This is a genomic window from Jiella pacifica (genome assembly GCF_010500815.1).
GTDB lineage: Bacteria > Pseudomonadota > Alphaproteobacteria > Rhizobiales > Rhizobiaceae > Jiella > Jiella pacifica.
In genome coordinates this window covers 119,229-137,121 of sequence record NZ_JAAAMG010000013.1, presented here as the reverse complement: position 1 = coordinate 137,121, position 17,893 = coordinate 119,229, and the positions used below count along the sequence as shown (strand labels likewise).

Annotated in this window: 15 protein-coding genes and 1 pseudogene; 13 read left to right on the top strand and 3 right to left on the bottom strand. The window is 66.5% G+C overall.

Annotated features, from left to right (window positions below; translation table 11 throughout):
* The first annotated feature begins 12 nt into the window (after positions 1-12).
* The 8 genes from GTK09_RS16365 to GTK09_RS16330 all read left to right on the top strand — a co-directional run bounded on the left by GTK09_RS16365 (position 13) and on the right by GTK09_RS16330 (position 9,361).
* Positions 13-2,064: a hydantoinase/oxoprolinase family protein gene (locus tag GTK09_RS16365; RefSeq protein ID WP_163464454.1), complete on the top strand. Its 2,052-nt coding sequence runs from the start codon at positions 13-15 to the stop codon at positions 2,062-2,064.
* Entirely contained in the window at positions 2,061-3,764 is a 1,704-nt protein-coding gene (locus GTK09_RS16360) for a hydantoinase B/oxoprolinase family protein (protein WP_163464452.1), read from the top strand. The genes GTK09_RS16365 and GTK09_RS16360 overlap by 4 nt, the downstream gene beginning before the upstream one ends.
* Before the next feature lie 62 nt (positions 3,765-3,826).
* Positions 3,827-4,819 (top strand): TRAP transporter substrate-binding protein, encoded by a 993-nt coding sequence (locus GTK09_RS16355; RefSeq protein WP_163464451.1) that lies wholly within the window; start codon positions 3,827-3,829, stop codon positions 4,817-4,819.
* A 115-nt stretch (positions 4,820-4,934) separates the two neighbouring features.
* The gene (locus tag GTK09_RS16350; RefSeq protein WP_163464448.1) at positions 4,935-5,453 is read left to right on the top strand and encodes a TRAP transporter small permease subunit; all 519 of its coding nucleotides are present in this window, start codon (positions 4,935-4,937) and stop codon (positions 5,451-5,453) included.
* 43 nt (positions 5,454-5,496) lie between these two features.
* Positions 5,497-6,807 carry a TRAP transporter large permease gene (locus GTK09_RS16345; protein WP_163464446.1) on the top strand — a complete coding sequence of 437 codons (1,311 nt, stop codon included), beginning with the start codon at positions 5,497-5,499 and terminating at the stop codon, positions 6,805-6,807.
* 6 nt (positions 6,808-6,813) lie between these two features.
* The gene (locus GTK09_RS16340) at positions 6,814-7,329 is read left to right on the top strand and encodes a GAF domain-containing protein (RefSeq protein ID WP_163464444.1); all 516 of its coding nucleotides are present in this window, start codon (positions 6,814-6,816) and stop codon (positions 7,327-7,329) included.
* A 61-nt stretch (positions 7,330-7,390) separates the two neighbouring features.
* Positions 7,391-8,614 (top strand): metal-dependent hydrolase family protein, encoded by a 1,224-nt coding sequence (locus tag GTK09_RS16335; protein ID WP_163464442.1) that lies wholly within the window; start codon positions 7,391-7,393, stop codon positions 8,612-8,614.
* 27 nt (positions 8,615-8,641) lie between these two features.
* Positions 8,642-9,361, top strand: a complete 720-nt coding sequence (locus tag GTK09_RS16330) for a haloacid dehalogenase type II (protein ID WP_163464440.1) — start codon at positions 8,642-8,644, stop codon at positions 9,359-9,361.
* A 237-nt stretch (positions 9,362-9,598) separates the two neighbouring features.
* Here the strand turns inward: GTK09_RS16330 and GTK09_RS16325 are convergent, their stop codons facing one another.
* The 3 genes from GTK09_RS16325 to GTK09_RS16315 are packed head-to-tail and all read right to left on the bottom strand — an operon-like array spanning position 9,599 to position 12,272.
* Positions 9,599-10,225 carry a response regulator transcription factor gene (locus tag GTK09_RS16325; protein ID WP_163464438.1) on the bottom strand — a complete coding sequence of 209 codons (627 nt, stop codon included), beginning with the start codon at positions 10,223-10,225 and terminating at the stop codon, positions 9,599-9,601.
* 29 nt (positions 10,226-10,254) lie between these two features.
* On the bottom strand, positions 10,255-11,733 hold the full coding sequence (locus GTK09_RS16320; RefSeq protein WP_163464436.1) for a histidine kinase: 1,479 nt from the start codon (positions 11,731-11,733) through the stop codon (positions 10,255-10,257).
* Positions 11,730-12,272: a hypothetical protein gene (locus GTK09_RS16315; protein WP_163464434.1), complete on the bottom strand. Its 543-nt coding sequence runs from the start codon at positions 12,270-12,272 to the stop codon at positions 11,730-11,732. Before GTK09_RS16315 ends, GTK09_RS16320 begins: the two co-directional genes overlap by 4 nt.
* A 322-nt stretch (positions 12,273-12,594) precedes the next feature.
* On the opposite strand from GTK09_RS16315, the pseudogene GTK09_RS16310 reads away from it, so the two are divergent.
* The 5 genes and pseudogenes from GTK09_RS16310 to GTK09_RS16290 all read left to right on the top strand — a co-directional run.
* Positions 12,595-14,472, top strand: a pseudogene (locus GTK09_RS16310) (methanol/ethanol family PQQ-dependent dehydrogenase); the annotation flags it as partial.
* 165 nt (positions 14,473-14,637) lie between these two features.
* Positions 14,638-15,579: a methanol oxidation system protein MoxJ gene (gene moxJ, locus GTK09_RS16305; protein ID WP_163464430.1), complete on the top strand. Its 942-nt coding sequence runs from the start codon at positions 14,638-14,640 to the stop codon at positions 15,577-15,579.
* Between the two features lie 21 nt (positions 15,580-15,600).
* Positions 15,601-16,125 carry a cytochrome c(L), periplasmic gene (gene moxG, locus GTK09_RS16300; protein WP_163464429.1) on the top strand — a complete coding sequence of 175 codons (525 nt, stop codon included), beginning with the start codon at positions 15,601-15,603 and terminating at the stop codon, positions 16,123-16,125.
* A 72-nt stretch (positions 16,126-16,197) separates the two neighbouring features.
* Positions 16,198-16,515 (top strand): methanol dehydrogenase [cytochrome c] subunit, encoded by a 318-nt coding sequence (locus tag GTK09_RS16295; RefSeq protein ID WP_163464426.1) that lies wholly within the window; start codon positions 16,198-16,200, stop codon positions 16,513-16,515.
* 347 nt (positions 16,516-16,862) lie between these two features.
* Positions 16,863-17,891, top strand: a complete 1,029-nt coding sequence (locus tag GTK09_RS16290; protein WP_312869904.1) for an AAA family ATPase — start codon at positions 16,863-16,865, stop codon at positions 17,889-17,891.
* The last annotated feature ends 2 nt before the right edge of the window (positions 17,892-17,893 follow it).

Sequence of the window (17,893 nt, the reverse complement as noted above, 5' to 3'; positions counted from 1 at the left end):
GGCAGGCTCGAAATGCAGGCAGATGACTGGCTCGTCGGCGTCGACGTCGGCGGCACCTTCACCGACTTCTACGCGTTCGATCGTGCCTCAGGCACGATCGCGCTCCACAAGACGTCGAGCACGCCGGACAACGCCGCCGACGCGATCGTTTCGGGGCTGCGCGAACTGGCCGAGAAAACCGGCTTCCCGCTCCAGGCCGTCCGCAGCCTCGCCCATGGCACCACCGTCGCGACGAACGCCCTGATCCAGCGCCGCGGCGCGCGTGTCGCCGTCGTCACGACGGAGAACTTCCGCGACCTCGTCGAGATTGGCCGACAGATCCGGCCGAAGCTCTACGATCTGAAGACCGACCATCCCATGCCGCTCGCCCCGCGCGAGATGCGCTTCGAGGTGCGCGAGCGCGTGGGTGCGGCCGGCGAGGTGGTGACGCCGCTCGACGAAGCGAGCGTCGACGCTGTGATCGAGAAGCTGAAGGCCTGCAAGGCCGAGGCGGTCGCCATCGCCTTCCTCTTCTCATACCTCAATCCCGCTCACGAAGAGGCGGTGAGAGCGAGAATCCAGGCCGCTCTGCCGAAGATCGCGATCTCCATCTCCTCGCAGGTGCAGCCGGAGTTCCGCGAATACGAGCGCTCCTCGACGACGCTGCTCAACGCCTATCTGCAGCCCGCCTTCTCCCATTACATGACGACGCTGAAAGACGCGCTCGCCGAAATGTCGCCCAAGGCGACGGTCGGCATCAACCAGTCGAGCGGCGGCCTGATGTCGGTGGACAAGGCTCGCGACTTTCCGATCCGCACGGCCCTGTCCGGCCCGGCGGCGGGCGCGATGGGCGCGATCCACACCGCGCGCCTGTCCGGCCGCGCCAACATCGTCACCCTCGACATGGGCGGGACGAGCGCCGACGTCGCGCTGATCCGCAATCTCGAGACGAAGCTCTCCTTCGACCGCGACGTTGCCGGCTTTCCGGTGCGCATGCCGATGGTCGACATCAACACGGTGGGCGCCGGCGGCGGCTCGCTCGCCTGGTTCGACCGCGACGGCCTCGTCAAGGTCGGTCCGGTCAGCGCCGGCGCCGTGCCGGGCCCCGCCTGCTACGGCCGCGGCGGCACGGAGCCGACCGTCACCGACGCCAATGTCGTCCTCGGCCGGCTGTCCGGCCACGGCCTTCTCGGCGGATCGATGACGCTCGACGAGGATGCCTCGCGCCGCGCCGTCGGCAAGATCGCCGAGCGCCTCGGCTTCACCGTGGAGCGGACGGCCAAGGGCATCCTCGACATCGTCTCGGCCAACATGGTCCGCGCCATCCGCGCCATTTCGGTGGAGCGCGGCCACGATCCGCGCGAATTCGTGCTGATGCCCTTCGGTGGGGCCGGACCGCTGCATGCCGAAGGCTGTGCCCGGGCGCTGGGCATCAAAGAGATCATCATCCCCTATTCGCCGGGCATCCTCTGTGCCCAGGGTCTCCTCGTCGCCGACCGGGCCGAGAGCTTCGTGCGCTCGGGGCGCCTGGCGCTGGCGGAGGAAAACGCTTCCGAACTCGCCGAACTCGTGTCTTCCATGATGGCCGAGGCGGAAGGGTGGTGGGAAGCCGAAGCGGTCGAACCGCAGGCGCGCAGCCGCAAGCTGGCGATCGACATGCGCTATGCCAGCCAGAACTACGAGCTGCAGGTCGGCCTCGACGAACTGCCCTCGGTCGAGGAATTGCGCCGGCTGTTCTTCGAAGCCCATGAGCAGGCCTATGGGTTCCACAATCCCGCCGATCCGGTGGACGTCATGGCGGTTCGCCTGACGGCGATTGGCCGCCTGCCCTCGCCCGGCACTCCGCCGATCGGCGCCGGCGCAAGCGCGACACCGGAGCCGCGCACCTACCGGCCCGTCTGGTTCGACGGCGAGGCGGCGATCGAGACGCCGATCTACGACCGCGCCTCCTTCGCGCCCGGGACCCGGATCGAGGGCCCGGCCGTCATCGACCAGTTCGACGCGACGAGCCTCCTCTTCCCGAAGGACGTGGCGACGGTCGACGACGCCCTCAACATCGTCATCACGCGCGGAGACGCTTCATGAGCCGCCCGCCCCTCCCGACCGCACCGCTCGACCCCATCACCATCGAGATCGTCGCCAGCGCCTTCCGCTCGGTCGTCGACGAAACCTTCATCGCCCTGATGAAGAGCGCCTACTCGACCAACATCAAGGAGCGGCACGACCACTCCACCGCGATCTGCGACCGGGACGGCCGGCTGATCGTCCAGGCCGACATGTCGCTGCCGATCCACATCGCCTCGATGACCGGGCTGATGGAAACGATCCTGGCGAAATACCGGCTGGAGGACATCGCCGAAGGCGACGTCTTCGTCGCCAACGACCCGCATGTGGCGGGCGGCACGCATCTTCCCGACATCAACTACGCAGCGCCCCTCTTCCTCGACGGCGAGCTGATCGGCTTCGTCTGCAACATCGCCCACCACGCCGACATCGGCGGCATGGCGCCGGGTTCGATGGCCGGCGGTATGTCCGAGATCTATCAGGAAGGGCTGCGCATCCCCCTCGTCCGGCTGTTCCGCAAGGGCGAGCTGCAGCAGGACCTGATGGACATCTTCCTGCTCAATGCCCGCATCCCGGACGAGCGCCGCGGCGACCACTTCGCCCAGATCGCCGCCTGCCGTCTCGGCGTCAGGCGCGTCAAGGAGATCGGCGAGCGCTACGGGGTCGGGACGATCCGCCAGGTGTTCGACGAACTCGTCACCCGTACCAAGGCCCGCATGCGCGAGGCGATCGCCGGCGTGCCGGACGGCACCTACAGCTTCGAGGACGTGATGGACGACGACGGCGTCGCCGCCGTCGACATCCCGATCAAGCTGGCGATCACCATTTCCGGCGACCGTGCCGTCTTCGACTGGCGCGGCTCCTCGCCGCAGGTGAGCGGCAACATCAACGTGCCGATCAACGCCACCAAGGCGGCCGTCGCCTATGGGCTGAGGGCCCTCCTCGATCCGGATATCCCGAACAACCAGGGCATTCTCGACTGCTGCGAGCTCGTCACCGAGCCGGGCTCGATCGTTGACTGCCGCGCGCCGGCGCCGGTGGCCGCAAGAGCGCACACGTCCCAGCGGCTGATCGACATCATCATCGGCGCCTTTGCCGAGGCCATTCCGGAGCGCGCCGTCGGCGCATCCAACGGCGCCAACACCACCGCCGTCTTTTCGGGCAAGGACCCGCGCAGCGGGCGCGACTATCTCTATTTCGAGACCCTCGGCGGCGGCTTCGGCGGGCGCAACGACAGGGATGGCAAGGACGGCGTGCAGGTGCACATCACCAACACCTCGAACCTGCCGATCGAGGCGATCGAGACCGAATATCCCTTGCGCGTGGTCAGCTACGGCTTCGTCGAGGATTCCGGCGGCGCGGGGCACTATCGCGGCGGCGGCGGCCTGCGCCGCGTCATCCAGCCGATCGGCCACGACTGCCTGTTCAACGGCGCCGGCGAGCGGTTCCGCAATGCCCCCTGGGGCATCTTCGGCGGCAACTCCGGACGGCCCGGTCAATATGTCCTGAAGGGCACGGACGGCGAAACGGTGCTCGACGTCAAGCCTTCGGGCGTCGTCGTCGGTCCGCACGAGCAGGTGGTGATCGAGACGCCGGGCAGCGGCGGCTATGGCGATCCCGCCGAGCGTGATCCGGCAAGACTGCAAGAGGACCTGGCATCCGAGAAGTACAGCCGGGCCTACCTCGAAAAACACTACCCTGCCGCGAAGCTTTCGGACTGACCGCAGGTGTGCTGTACTCGCTGCCGACTGGCATGAAATCGCGAAACGAAGGAAAAGAGCGTATGATGTTGAAGACGATCATGGCGGCCGGCGTGTCGCTCGGCCTCGCCTTTGCCGTTGGTGCGGCTGCTGCTCAGGAGCGCTGGGACCTCGCCAACGAGTACCCGCCGAATTCGGTTCATGCCCAGTCGGCCGACACCTTCATCAAGGCGCTCGATGCCGCCAGCAACGGCGAGATCTCCGTCACCGCCCATCACGGCGCGGCGCTCGGCTACAAGTCGGTGGACCAGTTCGACGCCGTCGGCGACGGTGCGGTCCAGGTCGCCTCCTCCTTCGTCGGCGCCTGGTCGGGCATCGACCCCGTCTTCCTCGTTTCGTCCCTGCCCTTCCTCGCCCCGACCGTGAAGGATACGCGCGCCCTCTACGAGGCGAGCAAGCCCTATTATGAGAAGGTGCTGGCGGATTCGAACCAGGTCTTCCTGTTCGCGACGCCCTGGCCGCCGAGCGGGCTCTGGGGCAACAAGCCGCTCGATTCCATGGATGCCATCAAGAACGTGCGCATCCGCACCTACGACGCCAACGGCACCATCACCCTGCGCAACGCCGGCGCGGCGCCCATCCAGCTGTCCTGGGCCGATACCGTGCCGCAGCTGACCACCGGCGGCATCGACGGCGTGCTGACCTCCGCCGATGGCGGCGCGGCGGCGCAGCTCTGGGAGCACCAGTCGCATTTCACCGAGGTGAACTATGCGAGCCCGCTGCAGATCGTCCACATGAACAAGGACGTCTATGACGGCCTGACCGACGCGCAGAAGGAAGCCGTCGCCAAGGCCGCCAAGGAGGCCGAGGACTTCGGCTGGGGCCTGCTCGAGAACCGCGTCAAGGAGAACTACGCGCAGATGAAGGAGAACGGCATGACGATCGTCACCGACGTCTCGCCCGACTATCTCGCGGCGCTCGGCAAGGCGGCGGAGGAATCGATCTCCGACTGGAAGGCGAAGTTCCCCGAGTCCGACGCGCTGCTCGCCGATTACGACAGCCGGCGCAAGCAGTAAGGCATGATCGGCCGGAGGGGTCGGGGGCTTTCGAGAATGCGTCCCACCCTTCGGCCGAGCCGGCCTTGCTGGCCACGCTCGAACCCTTTCTCTCAGTCGAACGAAGCGTGAGCGCATGCGTCGGTTCCAGACAATCGTCTTCGCCATTTCGCGCCTTGCCGCGGCGGTGGCCGCCCTCGCCCTCGTCCTGATGGTGGGGCACATCCTCTACGAAATCGTCCTGCGCTATTTCTTCGCCACCTCGACCTTCGTCCTCGACGAGTTCGTCGGCTACGGCGTCGCCGCCTGCACCTTCATGGCGCTCGGCTATTCGCTGGAGCACGGCAATCTCATCCGGGTGAACCTTCTCCTGGCGCGCCTCGACGGCGTCGGCCGCCGCGTGGTGGAGGCCGGATGCGCGGCCCTGACGCTCGGCCTGACCTCGATCTTCATCTGGTTCTTCTGGATCCGCGTCGCGAGAAACGTCGCCCGCGGCACCACGTCGAGCTCGATCGCGGCGGTGCCGATGTGGATCCCCGAGGGCTTCGTGCTTCTCGGCCTGTGCGTCTTCTGGCTGCAGGTCCTCGCCTACCTCCTGCGCCAGATCTTCGACACGCCCCCGCCGGTCGAGCCCGACACGACGGGTCACATCTGATCCCCCACCGCCCTGTTTCGCTCCCACGCATGAGGAAGTTTCGATGGAAGCCCTCTATCCGGCCGGCATCGTCGGGATCCTGATCTTCATTTATCTCGGGCTCGGCATCTGGGTCTTTGCGGGGCTTCTCCTCGTCGCCATCAGTTCGCTGATGCTCGTCCTCGGCATGAACATCGACCGGATCGGCACGATCGCGGCCAACATCGCCTATCGCTACGCCTCGACCTGGGAGCTGGCGGCGATTCCGATGTTCATCTGGATGGGCGAGATCATCTTCCGGACGGACATCTCCAACCGGCTGTTCCGCGGCCTCGCGCCGGTGGTGGAGCATCTCCCGGGTCGGCTTCTCCACACCAACGTCCTCGGCTGCACGCTGTTCGCCGCCGTCAGCGGCTCCTCGGCGGCGACGGCCGCGACGGTCGGAAAGATCACCACGACCGAACTCGAACAGCGCGGCTACAACCGTTCGCTCGCCCTCGGCTCGCTGGCCGGCGCCGGCAGCCTCGGCCTCTTGATCCCGCCGTCCATCGTCATGATCGTCTACGGCATTCTCGCCGAGGTCTCGATCAGCCGGCTCTTTGCCGCCGGCATCCTCCCGGGCCTTTTGATCGCCTTCCTCTACTCCAGCTACATCGTGATCCGCTGCCTCGCCAATCCGGGCTTCGCGCCCCCGAGCGGCGTGCGCACGACGTTCCGCGGCTATCTGCACATCGGCCTCGACCTCGCCCCGATCCTCATTCTCATGGCGATCGTGCTCGGTGCCATCTATTCGGGCATCGCCACACCCTCCGAGGCGGCGGCCGTGGGCGTCGCGACCGCCCTGGTGCTGACCATCGTGATGCGCCAGCTCACCTTCAAGCTGTTCCTCGAAACCCTGATGGGGGCGGTGCGCACCAGCTGCATGGTGTCGATCATCCTCATCGCCGCGGCGGTGCTCTCCACGGCCATGGGCTATCTGCACCTGCCGGCCAACGTCGCGAACGCGATCGCGGCGCTGAACCTTTCGCCCTACGGGCTGCTCATCGTGCTCTCGATCTTCTACATCGTCCTCGGCCTGTTCCTGGACGGGGTCTCGATCGTGGTGATGAGCCTCCCCATCACGCTGCCGCTCGCCGTCCAGGCCGGCTTCGATCCGATCTGGTTCGGCGTCTATCTCGTCATCATGGTCGAGATGGGCCAGATCACGCCGCCCGTCGGCTTCAACCTCTTCGTCCTGCAGGGCATGACCGGCGTGCCCATCGGCAAGATCGCCTGGTACTCCCTGCCCTTCTTCTTCCTCATGGCGCTCGGCACCGTCATTCTCGCGGTCTTTCCGGACATCGCGCTCTGGCTGCCGCGCGTCCTATACGGGTGACATCCAATGACCAATTCTTCCATCGCCACCGGCCGCTTCGACATTCCAGCTGCGCTGCGCATCCTTGGCGAGGCGGCAGCCGAAGCCGGCCAGCCGCAGGCCCTCTTCGCGGCCTTCGACGGGCTCTGCAAGCAAAGCGTCGGGCATCAGCTTTTCACCTTGCTCGCCTGGGATGCCCCGGCCGGCGAGGTCGAGCGCATCTATTCCAGCCGGCCCGCGGAATATCCGCTGAAGGGCCGCAAGCCGATGGGGCCGACCGAATGGGGGGCGCGGGTCCTCAAGGGCCGCGGGACCTGGATCGGCAATGGCGCCGACGACATACGTTGGGCCTTTCCCGACCATGAGCTGATCCTCTCGCTCGGATGCGAGGCCTGCGTCAACGCACCGGTGCGCTGGAACGGCGACGTTCTCGGCGTCGTCTCGGTGCTCGGGCCGATGGGATCCTACGAAGAAGCCGATCTCGCCGGCCTCGATCTCCTCGCCGCGACGTTGGCGCCGGCCTATCTCGCGGCCCGCCGCTGACCACCTTCCGCCGCCCGCACACAGGGCTGCGGCACTGCTTCGAAGAAATGGAAAGACCAGCATGATCACGATATTCGAAAACGCCTCCGTCCTCGACGTCGAGGCCGGAACGCTCCTACCCGACCGCCACCTGGTGGTGGAGGACGGCCGCATCCGCGAGATCACTGAGGCGCCCGTCGCCGCGAGCGATGCCCGGCGGATCGACGTCGCCGGCCGGACGCTGATGCCGGGCCTCGTCGACAGCCACGTCCACGTCACCGCCTATTCGGCCAACTTCACCGAGCTGCAGCGCACGCCGCCGAGCTATGTCTCGGCGGCCGCCGCCTCGATCATGGGCGGGATGCTCGATCGCGGCTTCACAACGGTGCGCGACGTCGGCGGCGCCGACTTCGGCCTTGCCCGGGCCGTGCGCGAGGGCCTGATCCGTGGCCCGCGGCTGATCTATGGCGGCAAGGCGCTATCGCCGACGGGGGGCCACGGCGACGTCCGTCCTGCCGGCATCGACGCTCACGACCAAGCCTACAACCAGCCGGGTCTCGGCTGCATCGTCGACGGCGTTCCTGCCGTTCGCAAGGCGGCGCGGCAGGAAATCCGGCGCGGCGCCCACCACCTCAAGATCATGGGCAATGGCGGCATCTCCTCACCGACCGACCGCATCTCCTCCGATCAGTTCTCCGAGGAGGAGATCGCCGCCGTCGTGGAGGAGGCCGAAATGGCCAATCTCTACGTCGTCGTCCACGCCTATACCGCCCGCGCCATCAAGCGCAGCCTGAAGCTCGGGGTGCGATCGATCGAGCACGGCAATCTTGCCGACCAGGACGCCATTGCGATGATCAAGGAGCGGGACGCCTTCCTGGTGCCGACGCTCGCGACCTATCGCGCCCTCAAGGACGAAGGCGTCGAGGCGGGCCTTCCGGCCGAACTCGCCGCCAAGATCGACGACGTCCTCGACGCCGGCATCAACGCCGTCGAGATGGCCCATCGGGCCGGCGTCACCATGGCCTACGGCACCGACCTCCTCGGCGCCATGCACCGGCGCCAGCTGTCGGAGTTCAGCCTGCGGTCCGGTGTTGTCCCGGCGGCCGATCTGGTGCGGGCCGCGACGATCAACGGCGCGAAGCTGATGCGCATGGAGGACGAGTTCGGCCAGGTGAAGGCCGGGCTATCGGCCGACCTCATCGTCGTCGAGGGCAATCCGATCGAAGACATCACCGTGCTCACGAAGCCCGACACCCATCTGAAGCTCGTCATGGCGCGCGGCACCGTCACGCGCTCCGCCCTTTGACCCGCACCAGTTGAGAGAACCAAGCTCATGAAACTCACCGACTTCAAGGCACTCACCTTCGACTGCTACGGCACGTTGATCGATTGGGAGACCGGCATCTTCACGGCGCTGCAGCCGCTCCTCGACAAGCTCGGGACCGAGATGCCGCGCGACCGCGTGCTGGAGCGCCACGCGGTGCACGAGTCCTCGCAGCAGGCTCAGACGCCGGCCATGCCCTACAGCCGACTGCTCGCCACCGTCCATCGCCGCCTTTCCGAGGAATGGGGCGTGCCGGCGACGTGGGACGAGTGTCTGGCCTATGGCAACTCGGTGCCCGACTGGCCGGCCTTTCCCGATACGGCCGAGGCGCTCGCCTATCTGAAGCAGCACTACAAGCTGGTCATCCTGTCCAACGTCGACAACCGCAGCTTCGCCGGCTCGAATGCCCGGCTGGGCGTCGAATTCGACGCGATCTATACGGCCGAGGACGTCGGCTCCTACAAGCCCGCACCGCGCAACTTCGACTACATGCTGGAGAAGCTCTCCGGGCTCGGTGTCGCAAAGGGCGACATCCTGCACACGGCCGAAAGCATGTTCCACGACCACCAGCCGGCCAACAAGGCCGGCCTCACCTCGGCCTGGATCTATCGCCGCCACGGCAAGGAAGGTTTTGGCGCGACGATGAACCCCGGCGAGATGCCGAGCTACGCCTTCCGCTTCACCTCCATGGCGGAACTTGCCGAGGCGCATCGCAAAGAGCTGGGCTGATCGACCTGCGCGACGTCCTTCGCCACGTCCAGGCCAGGGGCGACACGTGGATCGCCACCGGCGCGGAGATCGAGGCCCATTTCAGCCGATGAGAGACAGATGCGGCGGCGCAAGCGACCGTTGCCCCGCGCGGCCCGACGACTGACGGAGATTCCGACAGCCGTCCGCAGCCAAGTCTTCGGATGGCTGCGGCATGGCGGCTCTCGTGGAAGAGCCGAGGGCGCGTCCCCTCCCGGCTCAATGCAGCAGCTGAAGCGCCTTGACGACCAGTTCGGGCAGGCTGCGGGCGGCGAGTTTCGACTTGAGGACCGAGGCGGTGTTCGCCACCGTCTTGTAGCTGATGCCGAGATGGGCGGCGACGTCGGCATAGGCGTGGCCCCGGCTGATCAGGCCGAGGATCTCGATCTCGCGGGCGCTGAGCTGATCGAGCAGCGGCTTGGCGCGCGGTTGGTTGAGCAGCGCGACGCGCGTCGCCATCTCCGGCATCAGGAAGGCCGCCCCGCCCATCACGGCGGCGAAGGCCTGGCCGATCGTCTCCGGCGCCACGTCCTTCTGGACGAAGCCGTTCGCTCCCAGGTGCAGGGCATTGCGCACGATCGTTGGGTCGTCGTGCATGGAGAAGACGAGGACGGGCGTCTTTTCGTCGACCGCCCGGAAACGCCGCAGGAATGTCAGGCCGGCAAAGGCGTTGTCGCGGAACGACAGGTCGAGGATGACGATGTCGGGCCGCCGCCGCCGATAGGCCCGGAACCCGTCGGCGAGGCTGCTCGTGCCGACGACGTCGCAGGCGCCATGGGCCTTGATGGTCTCCAGGCATCCCTGCAGGACGATCGGATGGTCGTCGATGATCAGCGCCAGTGGCATGCAATTCTCCTGCTGTTGGCGAACGCCGCCTATTCCGCGAGGGCGGACATGCGGGCGCGCCGGCCGGTGGCCGAGGGTATGCGGATGGCGACGACGGTGCTTCCGTCCCGGCGAAGCGGCCCCGAAAGCGTCCCGCCGAGGGTCTCCACCCGGTCGCGCACGGCGCTGAGCCCGATCCCGCCGCTCGCGGGCTTGCCAGACGGGCCTGCCCCGTCGTCGCTGACGACGACCGAGAGAACGGGCACATCACCCTGCCCGTCCGTCTCGATCCGCAGGGCGACGGCGATGGTGGTGGCGCGGCCGTGGCGAAGCGCGTTGAGGATGCCCTCGCCGACGAAACGGTAGACGGTCATGTCGACCGCTTCGCCGAAGCTGAGGGACCGGGTGGTCGCGGCAAGGCAGATCGTCGCTTCGGGCGCCGTCTGGCGATATTCGGACACCAGGCCCTGGAGGGAATCGGCAAGCGGCAGGCTGCCGATCGACATCGGCTTGAGCCGGGAGAGGATGCGGCGCAAAAGCGTCTGGACGCCGGCGATGCCGCTCTCCAGTTCGGCGAGAGGCCGGCTCGCCGGATGATCGGCGCCCTGCCCGTCGCCCAACGCCCGCTTCAGTTCCGACAGGCGCACCCGAAGCGAGAAGAGATTGGGCCCGAGTTCGTCGTGAAGATCGTTGGCAAGGCGCCGGCGCTCTTCCTCGTGGGCCGTCAGCAGGCGGTTGGCGAGCTGCTGGTTCGAGCGGGTCTTGACGTTCAGCGAGGCGGCCAGCTCGTTGAAGCCGGCGGTCACCGGCGCGAATTCGGCGAATCCCGCCTCCGGCAGGCGCGCGGAAAGATCACCGTCCTTGAGGTCGACCAGCGCCGTCGAGGTTTCCTTCAGCCTGAGAAAGACCCGCCTGACATAGAGGAGCGCCATCGCCGAAACCAGGAACCCGTAGATCATCGTCAAGGGCAGCACGAAGCGGAAGTCTTCCCAGACCTCGGCGATCTCGTCGGCGGAATCCGAATGCAGGTCGATCGTGGCGAGGCGCGTGTCGTTGCGGGTCACCGGCACGAAGCTGTGGAGGGCGGTGGAGTTGATCAGGCCGGCGAACAAGGCGGGCGCCCTCTCGTCGTCTTCCTCCTCGCTCCCCTGCAACCTGTCGCCGGCCTCCTCCTCGGCGCCGGAGGGGCTCGATGCGCCCGCCGCCGCTCCTTCGGCGCCATGTCGCGGCCCCAAGGTCAGCGTCGCGCGGACATGGCGCATCTCGGCGAGCTGAGCCATCAGCGCGGGAAGCTCCGCTGCGACGTCATCCGTGCCCTTCAGTGCCTCGACCCGCTCCTGCACGAACCGCTCCGCGATAAAGAAAGACGAGGCCACTTCCCGGCCCGTTGCGATGCGGGCATTGACGACGATCACCACCGCCAGCGCCAACCACGCGCCGAGGCTGATCAGCAGCAGACCCGCCGTCATCTGCGCCTGCAGACTGTTCTGGCGCTTCAGCCAGCCGGCCAGGGGGCGACCGCCCTTCATCGGCCTGCAGGGTCCGCCGCATCCGCGGCCAGGGCTCCGTCGAGCCGCTCGATGGCCGCCGCGTGGCTTACCCCCTCCTCGCGCAGGTTGAGATAGTGGTGGATCTCTGTCCCGAAGGAGCGCCTTCCGGAGCCGGACCGCGCGACGAGATCGTCGAGCAGCTGCAGGGGATCGATCGCCTCGCCGCGTTCGGCGAGGAGAACGGCGGCTTGGATCAGGCGATTGGCCAGCATCCGGTCCGTCTCGATGTAGTGCCCTCTTGCCGCGCGAAGAGCCTCGGCATAGGGGCGCACTGCCGGATCTCCCGAGCGAAGGTCCTGGCGCCCCGTCACGGCCCGGGCGAGGAACAGCGGGATCGGCGTCGGGTCGGTCAGCGCATGCCAGCGTGTGCCGGAGCCCTCCCCGAGTTCGACGGCCTCCTCCCGTGACGCGACGACCGGCGCGTCGTCACACGCTACCATCCCGGCGACCAGGACGAAGGCGATCAGACTGACACCGTCAGGCAGCTTCCAACGCGGTGACAGGAGCAGACTGGACATTTCGGCGACCTCCCGGACGACGCCGCGCGAGGCTGCGCCCGGCGACATTCCTCTCCCCGTCCAAGGCCCTCACCTTGCCCCGCACGAGGCTCTCTATGCCTACCTGACCAGTTCTATCTTTTTCGCCTACTGGAAATCTTCGACAAAGCGACGGGCACTTCTTCCCGTTTTTTGGTGCCTCGTTCCTAATGACAGCCGCCGAACCGTATGCAGACTGGCACGTCTAGTCTGGGAGGGCTCCAGAACAATTACGTAGGGATAGCAAATCCACTTCGGATTTGCGGGATTGGCTTTGTACTGCAAAGGCCAAGGGAGGAAAATTATGACGAAATTACTGTATTCGGCATCGGCGCTTGCATTGGGGGTCTCGCTCGTCGTGGCTGCCGGCGGTTCCGTCCGCGCCAACGACAAGCTCATCGAACTCGCCAAGGATCCGGCGAACTGGGTTATGACCGGGCGCGACTACGACGCCAACAATTATTCCAAGATGACGCAAGTGACCAAGGAGAACGTCAATCGATTGCGTCCGGCCTGGTCGTTTTCGACCGGCGTTCTGCATGGCCATGAGGGAACGCCGCTCGTCGTCGACGGAATGATGTACATTCATTCTCCTTTCCCGAACACGACCTTCGCCCTCAACCTCGACGATCCCGGCAAGATCGTCTGGCAGAACAAGCCCAAGCAGGATCCGACGGCGCGGGCCGTCGCCTGCTGCGACGTCGTCAACCGCGGCCTCGCCTACTGGCCGGGCGACGACGAGGTCGGCCCGCTGATCTTCCGCACCCAGCTGGACGGTCGCATCGTCGCGCTGGATACCAAGACCGGCGAGACGCGCTGGGAGATGGAGAACTCCGACATCAAGGTCGGCTCGACCCTGACCATCGCGCCTTACGTGATCAAGGACGAGGTTCTGGTCGGCTCGTCCGGCGCGGAACTTGGCGTGCGCGGCTACGTCACCGCCTATGACGTGAAGACCGGCGAGCAGCATTGGCGCGCCTTTGCGACCGGGTCGGACGAGGACGTGCGCATCGGCGCCAACTTCAACGACGCCAACCCGCAATACGGCCAGAAGAATCTCGGCCTCGAGACCTGGGAGGGCGACGCCTGGAAGATCGGCGGCGGCACCAACTGGGGCTGGTATGCCTACGATCCGGACGAGGATCTCTTCTATTACGGCTCCGGCAACCCTTCGCCGTGGAACGAGACCATGCGGCCGGGCGACAACAAGTGGACGATGACGATCTGGGGCCGCGATCCCGACGACGGCATGGCCCGCTTCGGCTATCAGAAGACGCCCCACGACGAGTGGGACTATGCCGGCGTCAACGTCATGATGCTCTCGGAGCAGAAGGACAAGGACGGCGAGATGCGCAAGCTTCTCACCCATCCGGACCGCAACGGCATCGTCTATACGCTCGACCGCACCAATGGCGACCTCGTCTCCGCCGACAAGATCGACGACACGGTGAACTGGGTGACCGAGGTCGATCTCGACACCGGCCTGCCCAAGCGGGACCCGGAATTCGGCACCCGCATGGACCATGTCGGGCGCGACATCTGCCCGTCCGCCATGGGCTACCACAACCAGGGGCACGATTCCTACGATCCGGACCGCCAGTCCTTCTTCATGGGCATCAACCACATCTGCATGGACTGGGAGCCCTTCATGCTGCCCTACCGGGCGGGTCAGTTCTTCGTCGGCGCGACGCTGAACATGTATCCCGGGCCGAAGGGCGACCGGCAGAACTATCTCGGCCTCGGCCAGGTGAAGGCCTACGATGCCATCAACAACACTTTCAAATGGGAAGTGATGGAGCGCTTCGCCGCCTGGGGCGGCACGCTCGCCACCGCCGGCGGCGTGATGTTCTACGGAACGCTCGACGGCTTCATCAAGGCGCGCGATTCCGACACAGGCGAGCTTCTCTGGAAGTTCAAGCTGCCCTCGGGCGCCGTCGGCCATCCCATGGCCTACGAACATGACGGCCGCGAATATGTCGCGATCTACTACGGCGTCGGCGGCTGGCCGGGCGTCGGCCTGGTCTTCGATCTCAACGATCCGACGGCCGGTCTCGGCGCGGTCGGCGCGTTCAAGGAGCTCGCCAACTACACCCAGATGGGCGGCGGCGTGATGGTCTTCTCGCTGGATGGCGAGAGCGTCTACACCGACGATCTCGACAAGGGCGAGTTCGAGCCCTCCAGCGGGGAAAACGCGCCGAAGTCGGGTGAAAAAGACGCTCGCCTTCCGTCCGACGAGACGGCACGTCAGCCCGGCTGACCGGCCCGGACGAGGTCACGCGGCAAGGCTTCGCCGCGTGACCTTTCCCAGAATCTTTTCCGAAACCACTCTCCGATCGGAAGGTGCCCTATGCGCGCCAATCTCGCTTCGCATCCGCTGTCCGCCCTCAGGCGGCGAATTACCGCCAGCCTCGCTTGCCTCGCATTCGCGGCCGCTGCCGGCGCAGCCTCGACCGCCGCGGCGCAGACTGCCGGCCAGGTTCCCGTCCCGCCGACGGCCGAGGGGCCGAGTGCGACCTCGCAGGGCGACGTCCTCAAGGTCTGCGCCTCGACGAAGGAGGCGCCCTATTCGACCAAGGCCGAGGACGGCTTCGAAAACCGCATCGCCGAAGTCCTCGCCGAGACGATGGGACGGACGCTCGAATACGAGTGGATCGAACGGCCGGCCATCTACGTCGTGCGCGACGGCCTGAGCAAGAAGACCTGCGACGTGGTGATCGGGGTCGATGCCGGCGACGAGAGGCTCGCGACCTCGCGGCCCTACTATCGCACGGCCTATGCCTTCGTCAGCCGCACCGACGAGAAATTCGCCGGATCACGCTGGCAGGACGTCGGCGGCGAAGGTTTGTCGCGCTTCGCGACCCGGCTCTACTCGCCCGCCGAGACGATGCTCAAATACTCCGGCAAGTACGAGGACAACCTCGCCTATCTCTATGGCCTCGTAAACTTCAAATCGCGGCGCAACCAGTATATCGACGTCGCGCCGGATCGGCTGGTGCAGGAAGTGCGGGACAAGAACGCCGATCTCGCCATCGCCTTCGCCCCCGACGTCGCCCGCTACGTCAAGGAGGCCGGCGGCGATCTGACGCTGACGCTGATCACCAACGACGTCGAACGGTCCGACGGCGAGACCGTCGAGCTGCAGTATTCGCAGTCCGTCGGGGTGCGCAAAGGCGACGAGGCCCTGCTGGCGGAGATCGACGACGCGCTCGGCCAGGCAAGCGGCAAGATCGGGGCCATTCTCGACGAGGAGGGCATCCCCACCCTGCCGATCGAAGACCAGACCAACTAGTCGCCGGGTAAGCATTGCATCATGCGTAAGTTGAAAGTTCTCTCCGCCGCGATCCTCGTCGGCATGACCACGGCATCGGCGCTTGCCGCGGTCCAGCTCTACCACACCGTCGAGGGAACGGCTCTCGATCTGAGCTTCGCCCTCGAGGAGGGGCGCGACACCGAGGCCGTGAAGCACTTCCTGGCGACGGGAGAAGACCTCTACACGACGCAGGAGGCCGTTCTGCCGGAAGGCGAAAGTCTCTACCTGACGGCCTGTTCGGGCTGCCATGGCCACAATGGCGAGGGCAAGATCGGTCCAGGGCTCAACGACGACTACTGGACCTATCCGAAGAACGGCACTGACAAGGGCCTGTTCGAGACGATCTACGGCGGCGCCCAGGGAATGATGGGCCCGCAATATGGCAATCTCACCCTCGACGAGATGCTGAAGGTGATCGCCTGGGTGCGCCATCTCTATGTCGGCGATCCGGACAAGGCCGACTGGCTGACGCCGGAACAGCGGGCGAATTTCACGCCCTACGAGCCGAAACACGGCACCAAATAGAACACGGACACTGGAAGCGGCCGAGGCCGTTCGGGCCATGCCCGTTCTGGTGGAACAAGAGGAGGAAAGAGCATGAAACGCAGTCTGACGATCCTGGCGGGGTCCGCCATCTGTCTCGCAAGTGCCTTCGCCGCCGCGCCGGCGCTCGCCTATGACGGCACCAACTGCAAGGCACCGGGCAATTGCTGGGAGCCAAAGCCCGGCTATCCGGAAAAGGTCGAGGGGTCCGAATACGATCCCAAGCACGACCCGATGGAGCTCAACAAGCAGGCGGAATCCATCCGCGCGATGGACGAGCGCAACGCCATGCGCGTGAAGCACTTCAAGGAAACCGGCGACTTCGTCTTCGACGTCTCGAAGATCAAGGAAGGCGGCTCGACCGCCCAATAGAAACCGCGAACCGGGGCAGCCTTCGTCTCCCAAACGGGGCTGACCCGGCCTGCCGGGGTCCGGCTCCGCCAAACATTCGACGCTCCTCCCATGGGACTTCGATCGGCGGACCGGCCCCGGTGGGCACCTGCTCCGGCGGCGGACGAGACCGCCACGTCGTCCGCCGTCGAGCCGAACCGATGTCCGTTTCCGGTGCTCGCTCTCGAGCCGAAGCCTCGGCGAAGATCGGGATGCGTCGCCAGGGTTCATCGTCATGCCTCTTGGCATTTTTCACGCGGCGCCGCGCAGTAGCCTCAGCGGCTGCGAATGCCGCGGACGTTCGCGATCCAGATCGAGCAGGACGGCCTGTGCTTGTATTCCCAAACCTTAACCTCGCCGAATGGCGGGCCAAGGCCTTGTCCTTCGAAAGCGAGATCGCGAAAGCCGTCGTCGGGCAGGATCGCGCCATCAGGCTGATGACGATCGCCACCTTGTGCCGCGGTCACGTGCTGCTCGAAGGCGATGTCGGCGTCGGCAAGACGACGCTGCTCCGGACCGTGGCGCGGGCGCTCGGCGGCCCCTACGAGCGGATCGAGGGCACGGTCGACCTGATGCCCAACGACATGCTCTACACCCCCTTCATCGGCGAGGACGGACGCCCCCGCGTCGATCCGGGCCCGGCCCTCGCGCATGGCGAGAACCTGGCGATCTTCTTCTTCAACGAGATCAACAGAGCCCGTCCGCAGGTCCACGCGCTCCTGTTGCGCATGATGGCCGAGCGCAGCGTCACCGCCTTCCGCCGGGAGGTGAGATTTCCCCATCTCCAGGTCTTCGCCGACCGCAACAAGGTGGAGCGCGACGAGACCTTCGAGCTGCCCGCCGCAGCGCGCGATCGCTTCTTCATGGAAATCCGCGTCGCCGCTCCTGCCGAGCGGGCGATGCGCAGTCGTCTCGTCTTCGATCCGGCCTTCCACGACGTCGACGCGCTGATCGGCCGGGTCGACGAAGGCATCCTCCCCTATGACCGCCTCGCCGAACTCGCGACGGCGATCCAGGCAACGATCCATGCGAGCCCGGCGATCGAAGCCTATGTGATCGGGCTGTGGGACGTGCTGCGCGATCTCGCCGGCAACGACATTGCGATCGAGGGCGTCGACGTCGCGCGTCTCGTCGTCGGCGGGGCAAGCCCGCGCGGCCTGTCGGCGCTGGTGCGCGCCGCCCGGGCGAATGCCTGGCTGGAAGGGCGGGACAGCGTCGTGCCGGAAGACGTGCGGGCGATGTTCCCGGTGGTCATGGGGCACCGCATCTTCTTCTCGCCCATCTACGAGATGCGGCGGGACGAGATATCGCCGGCGCTGCATCGCGCCGTCTTCGATGCCGTTCCGATCCCGGCCTGAGC